Below are 5,372 nucleotides of genomic sequence, written 5' to 3' on the forward strand. Positions count from 1 at the left end.
CGATTTTGTCAAGAAATTGTTCCAATGAATGAGAAAAGATTCTGGTGGGCTATGAGCGTTTTTCTCTGAGAGCTATAGGGCATATGAGGAAAGGGGACGGATGTGCTTTTTATGGAAAGTGCGATCGGCCGTGTTTGGTATGGCTGAAGAGACGCATTGCGTAGCCCTTGCCGAGGCGCCGTGAAGATTGGCATATCTCTAACGATTTTGTCAAGAAATTGTTCCAATGAATGAGAAAAGATTCTGGTGGGCTATGAGCGTTTTTCTCTGAGAGCTATAGGGCATATGAGGAAAGGGGACGGATGTGCTTTTTATGGAAAGTGCGATCGGCCGTGTTTGGTATGGCTGAAGAGACGCATTGCGTAGCCCTTGCCGAGGCGCCGTGAAGATTGGCATATCTCTAACGAGGAGGGAAGGGGATTGTAACAGGATAGGAGATGTTGGTTCTTATTCTTCGGCATAGTAGACTGTTCATGTTTATCGGTCTCCTCGTTCTTAATTTTATAGCTTTTCCATCGTGGGCTTTCATCAAAACTGCAATAAATAAGCCCACAGAGCTGAAATGATAAAATAAACCGCCTATGTCTATTATTTTTGTCTTTTCAGTATAAGGATTTTAGAATTTGAGAGCTTGGAGGAAAAAACCGGAATACCGGAGGAGAAGAAAAAAATAGCAAAATACTGCTATATGTTTTGTAAGTTGAGAATAGCTCCGCTTTGCTTGGAGTGCTCTGATATATACGGTTTTTCTCCTGTTTTGCAGTTACGGTTTTTTAGAGGTTGAAAGGAGTCCTTTTGAAGAAACATATAAGCTGATCAGCATGTAAAAAAGACTGGCAACAACATTCCAACCGGCAAATGAGAGAAAAAGAAAGTGTGTCGGCGCTTCAGAACAAGAAGGAGGATGGATATTGTTCAATCCGGCAAACAGCTGGTTAACATCTGTGGTTCGTCGTACTACGCTTACGCCACAACTAGGTGGAGCTTTCCAAAAGCCATATTCAACACCTGCATGATATACTGCTAAAACAAGGCTAATGGTCATTAAGACAAAAACACACAAAAATAAAAGTTGTACCCAAGAAGAAATACGGAAAAACCATGCTCCAAAACCTGCTAAAAGCAAAAACGGCAGTGCTCCGTAATAGGGAAATCGCTCAATGAGGCATAAATCGCAGGGAAGATAACCTCCTATATATTCAAAACAAAGTGCTAGACCTATCGTAGCAGAGAGACAAAAGAGAAGAAAAAAAGCCCATAAACTTTGTTCTCTTCTACTTGGTTCAAGATGAAGATGGTTCTTTAGGATATTTTGAAAAGGCAAAATTTGTGCCATTGAGAGGGTTCCTTAAAATAAAAAGTGCTTATTCAAAAAAGCTATAAAAGTCCCATAGACCAAGACAAGAGTAGCACAACCAATCAACATAATCCATTTGAAATGGCGAAAAAGAAAATTCATTGCTTGTTTGCCAAAACGCTGAATGAGCCACGCAACAAGATAAAAACGAGCACCACGTGCAAGAATGCAAATGAGAATAAAAATTTCAAGATGCACCCCTATGAGTCCGGCTAAAATTGTGACAATCTTGATCGGAGGGAGGTGTAAAAAACCGGATGTGATCAGTAAAATTACAAGAAATTGCAGCGTAGCATTGTTTTTCAGTGTTTGAAAACTTTCAACTTTACCGTAAAATTCTAAAATCGGTTTGGCAACTATATCATAGGCAAAATATCCAATAAACCAACCGGCAATTCCTCCCAAAACTGAACACGTAGTCGCAATAAAGGCATAGCGATAAGCCTGACAAGGACGAACAAGCGACATCGGAATATAGAGAACATCTACCGGAATTGGAAAAACAGAACTTTCAAGAAAGGCAATGAACCCAAGCCAGTGTGGCGCTGTACGCCGATGCCCTAAAGAAATAGTCCAAAGTTTTAATCTCTTTAATATCATGAGGGATTTTATAAGTTTAAGAGGTAAAGACTTTACAAATTGTACTCTATAAATAACATGGGAAAAATATTCTCAAAAACCATAGGGACTAAAATCATCAAATAAGTATTCCAAAAACGACGGGCCAAAAGACTTCCAAAAACAGTTAAGATAAATATTCTAAAAACCGATGGGTAAAATAAGATGGATTCTTAAAAAACAAAAAATCTGATGTTGACGAATCTATTCTTCTTCATATAGTGCAGAGAAATAGTGGATAAGTTTCTCCTTTATCACAGTGTGCGGGTGTGGTGGAACTGGTAGACGCGCCAGACTCAAAATCTGGTTCCGGAAGGAGTGTCGGTTCGAGTCCGACCACCCGCACCACCTTTCGCATCTCTACAATATCACGTGATAGCGTTGTTTATCTTTTTTATTCCATAAGATATTGTTTTTATTGCTTTTTACTTTTTTAATTGCCTTTTTATATACGACTTTGATATCTGGTGAATGCGCCAAAAGCGCAATTCAAAAGGTGGTTTTAGAGGTGATTAGAAAAACAAGAACGCGTGATAGATTATCCATCTTATCTATAAAAAATTTGCCCAAAGGCAAATATGCGGATGGAATAGGTTTATGGCTTATCAAAACAGCTCAAAATCAAGGACGTTGGGTTTTTCGATTCGATCTTAATAAAAAGCGCCGTGAAATGGGACTAGGCTCTTGTAGCGTTGTGTCTTTGAAAGAAGCAAGGCTTAAGGCTACAGCCTGCCGTGATCTTTTACACCAAGGTATTGATCCGATTCGCGAAAAACAAAAAGAAAATTTGCGTCGGGCGGGGGGTGGTATTTCTTTACGAGAAATTGTTTTAAGTGCTTGTGAAGCAAAAAAAGCGAATTGAAAAATGAAGGAACCGCAGCAAGGTGGCTAACACCTCTTACATTGCATGTTTTTCCTAAACTTGGAGATATAGCAATTACTGAATTGACGCAGATTGATATAAAAGAGTGCTTATCCCCTATTTGGAAAAAGCAAAAACGAAACAGCAAGAAAGGCTTTATCGCGTTTGAATATTGCTATAAAGCATGCAGCAGCGCGTGGCATAGATGTGGATCTGCAATTGGTACCAAAAGCAAAAGCTTTATTAGGAAAATTTATTCAAAATGTTCAAAATATTCCGGCTATGCCATGGAAAGAAGTGCCTGAATTTTATCAATCTTTAAATAATAATATTGTCTCAAATTTAGCCTTAAAGCTTCTTATTTTAACCGGTGTTCGTTCCATGCCAATTAGGCATATACGGTTGGAGGAGATTAATCAATCAATGCTTTATCTCGTTTGAATATTGCTATAAAACATGCGGCAGCGCGTGGCATAGATGTGGATCTGCAATTGGTACCAAAAGCAAAAGCTTTATTAGGAAAATTTATTCAAAATGTTCAAAATATTCCGGCTATGCCATGGAAAGAAGTGCCTGAATTTTATCAATCTTTAAATAATAATATTGTCTCAAATTTAGCCTTAAAGCTTCTTATTTTAACCGGTGTTCGTTCCATGCCAATTAGGCATATACGGTTGGAAGAGATTAATCAATCAATGCTTTATCTCGTTTGAATATTACTATAAAGCATGCAGCAGCACGTGGCATAGATGTGGATATGCAATTGGTACCAAAAGCAAAAGCTTTATTGGGAAAATTTATTCAAAATGTTCAAAATATTCCGGCTATGCCATGGAAAGAAGTTCCAGCTTTTTATCAATCTTTAAATGATAATATTGTCTCAAATTTAGCCTTAAAGCTTCTTATTTTAACCGGTGTTCGTTCCATGCCAATTAGGCATATACGGTTGGAGGAGATTAATCAATCAATGCTTTATCTCGTTTGAATATTGCTATAAAACATGCGGCAGCGCGTGGCATAGATGTGGATCTGCAATTGGTACCAAAAGCAAAAGCTTTATTAGGAAAATTTATTCAAAATGTTCAAAATATTCCAGCTATGCCATGGAAAGAAGTTCCGGCTTTTATCAATCTCTAAATAATAATATTGTCTCAAATTTAGCCCTAAAGTTTCTTATTTTAACTGGGGTTCGTTCAATTCCAATTAGGCATATACGGTTGGAGGAAATTCATAAATCAATATGGATGATCCCCAAAGAGAATATGAAGGGGATAGTTGGAAAGGTTTTTGATTTTCGTGGGCCACTTACAGCTGAGGCGATTGTTATTATTGAAAAAGCAAAACCTGTACCCATTGAGAGGGTTGCTTAAAATAAAAAGCGCTTGTTCAAAAAAGCTATAAAAATCCCATAGACCAAGACAAGAGTAGCACAACCAATTAAGATAATCCATTTGAAATGGCGAAAAAGAAAATTCATTGCTTGTTTTCCAAAACGCTGAATGAGCCACGCAACAAGATAAAAACGCGCAGTATGTGCGAAAATACAGTTGAATCAAGACAACCCCCTTGCACTTCTTCAGAAGTAGGGGCAGTGTGTGGGTGAAATTGTCTAATAAAAGAGTAAAAATGTCTCTTATGAACTACCTTCATGCAAAAGCAGTCGCAACATTGGAAGTTGGAAAACATTGGGAGCTAGAAAAGAGAATGCTGCTGCTGATTTGCTCCTTCATAAGCATAAAGAGGGTGGTGCTTCATGGATTTTGCCTTATATTCTTCATGAGCACTGTTGTGAAATGAGCTTGGGAGCGTTGAGAAATGTTTCTTAAAAAAGCGCGTAAATGTGCACCGTAATGGCGCCCTGTCCTGCATGAGGTGTGTCGCCCATTAAAGAATGTAATAAACAAAAGCGCAAGGCAATGGGTGATCTCTCTTATAAAAAAGGATAAGAAAGCTTCCTTTCAGGCTATTTCGTGCGCTGAACAAGACGCTAAAAGTTTTTCAAATTCTCAAAAATCGAAACTTTTAAAGATCTCTCCTCTCATAGCAAAATGATTCAAACTTAAGAGCAAATTGCTTTACATTTCTCTGATCATGCACTCTATTTTTAGAATATCGTCTTCCGCAAAACTCTAAGAGGGATAATCTTTTTTCTAAAAGAGATATCGGGGGATGAATAAACTGTCTTGAGTATTAAAAAGTTAAATAATGCACTTCCATGAAAGGTTGAAAAAGTCGTGTTAAGGAGCATTTTTCTAAAATGCCTCATTTTTGTGCTGAGGGTTTATTGAGCTTGTGCTTAAGGGCTTATCGGGGCTTGTCTTGGTGGCTTATTGGCTGGAAATGGCCCTGTGCAATGGGCACTTGCTGCCATTATGGTTTTAGCGGCATGTGCTGGTATTTTCTTTGTCGCTAGACGCTTTCAGGAGCAACGCTTTTGATCTTGCAGAACCAGGGTTGTGGGCAAAGGGTCTTATGTTTTCTCTAACTACCAAACCGTGGAAACGAGAGAGCCAACAGGATTCCTCAAAGTAGAAG

At 38.4% G+C, this 5,372-nt stretch carries 5 protein-coding genes, 1 tRNA gene and 6 pseudogenes; 9 read left to right on the forward strand and 3 right to left on the reverse strand.

Going from position 1 to position 5,372, the window contains the following annotated elements; genetic code table 11:
* Positions 1 to 763: 763 nt before the first annotated feature.
* Together HNQ69_RS07125 and HNQ69_RS07130 are read right to left on the reverse strand one after the other, a co-directional pair.
* Positions 764 to 1,336 (reverse strand): disulfide bond formation protein B, encoded by a 573-nt coding sequence (locus HNQ69_RS07125; RefSeq protein WP_183229351.1) that lies wholly within the window; start codon positions 1,334 to 1,336, stop codon positions 764 to 766.
* 12 nt (positions 1,337 to 1,348) lie between these two features.
* On the reverse strand, positions 1,349 to 1,957 hold the full coding sequence (locus HNQ69_RS07130) for a YqaA family protein (RefSeq protein WP_183229352.1): 609 nt from the start codon (positions 1,955 to 1,957) through the stop codon (positions 1,349 to 1,351).
* A gap of 281 nt (positions 1,958 to 2,238) precedes the next feature.
* On the opposite strand from HNQ69_RS07130, the gene HNQ69_RS07135 reads away from it, so the two are divergent.
* The 7 genes and pseudogenes from HNQ69_RS07135 to HNQ69_RS07155 form a co-directional block, all read left to right on the forward strand.
* Positions 2,239 to 2,323, forward strand: a tRNA-Leu gene (locus HNQ69_RS07135).
* A 160-nt stretch (positions 2,324 to 2,483) separates the two neighbouring features.
* Positions 2,484 to 2,837, forward strand: coding sequence for an Arm DNA-binding domain-containing protein (locus HNQ69_RS08050; RefSeq protein ID WP_343056893.1), 354 nt, complete (start codon positions 2,484 to 2,486; stop codon positions 2,835 to 2,837).
* A gap of 41 nt (positions 2,838 to 2,878) precedes the next feature.
* Positions 2,879 to 3,142, forward strand: a complete 264-nt coding sequence (locus tag HNQ69_RS08385; RefSeq protein WP_425486691.1) for a hypothetical protein — start codon at positions 2,879 to 2,881, stop codon at positions 3,140 to 3,142.
* Positions 3,135 to 3,278, forward strand: a complete 144-nt coding sequence (locus HNQ69_RS08390) for a hypothetical protein (protein ID WP_425486690.1) — start codon at positions 3,135 to 3,137, stop codon at positions 3,276 to 3,278. Before HNQ69_RS08385 ends, HNQ69_RS08390 begins: the two co-directional genes overlap by 8 nt.
* Positions 3,263 to 3,535, forward strand: a pseudogene (locus HNQ69_RS07145) (integrase); the annotation flags it as partial. The gene HNQ69_RS08390 and the pseudogene HNQ69_RS07145, both read left to right, overlap by 16 nt.
* Positions 3,535 to 3,807 (forward strand): annotated as a pseudogene (locus tag HNQ69_RS07150) (integrase); the annotation flags it as partial. The pseudogenes HNQ69_RS07145 and HNQ69_RS07150, both read left to right, overlap by 1 nt.
* Positions 3,807 to 4,183, forward strand: a pseudogene (locus HNQ69_RS07155) (integrase); the annotation flags it as partial. The pseudogenes HNQ69_RS07150 and HNQ69_RS07155, both read left to right, overlap by 1 nt.
* Positions 4,184 to 4,203: 20 nt before the next feature.
* Here HNQ69_RS07155 and HNQ69_RS08060 read toward each other — a convergent pair.
* Positions 4,204 to 4,383, reverse strand: a pseudogene (locus HNQ69_RS08060) (YqaA family protein); the annotation flags it as partial.
* A 772-nt stretch (positions 4,384 to 5,155) separates the two neighbouring features.
* On the opposite strand from HNQ69_RS08060, the pseudogene HNQ69_RS07160 reads away from it, so the two are divergent.
* Together HNQ69_RS07160 and HNQ69_RS08395 are read left to right on the forward strand one after the other, a co-directional pair.
* Positions 5,156 to 5,275 (forward strand): annotated as a pseudogene (locus HNQ69_RS07160) (lysozyme); the annotation flags it as partial.
* A 4-nt stretch (positions 5,276 to 5,279) separates the two neighbouring features.
* Positions 5,280 to 5,372: pseudogene (locus HNQ69_RS08395) on the forward strand (lysozyme); the annotation flags it as partial.

This window comes from Bartonella callosciuri (genome assembly GCF_014203215.1).
In the GTDB taxonomy this organism is placed as follows: Bacteria; Pseudomonadota; Alphaproteobacteria; order Rhizobiales; family Rhizobiaceae; genus Bartonella; species Bartonella callosciuri.

Coding starts and splice junctions, on each gene's coding strand:
- HNQ69_RS07125 (WP_183229351.1), bottom strand. CDS start 1,336: ATGGCACAAATTTTGCCTTTTCAAAATATCCTAAAGAACCATCTTCAT.
- HNQ69_RS07130 (WP_183229352.1), bottom strand. CDS start 1,957: ATGATATTAAAGAGATTAAAACTTTGGACTATTTCTTTAGGGCATCGG.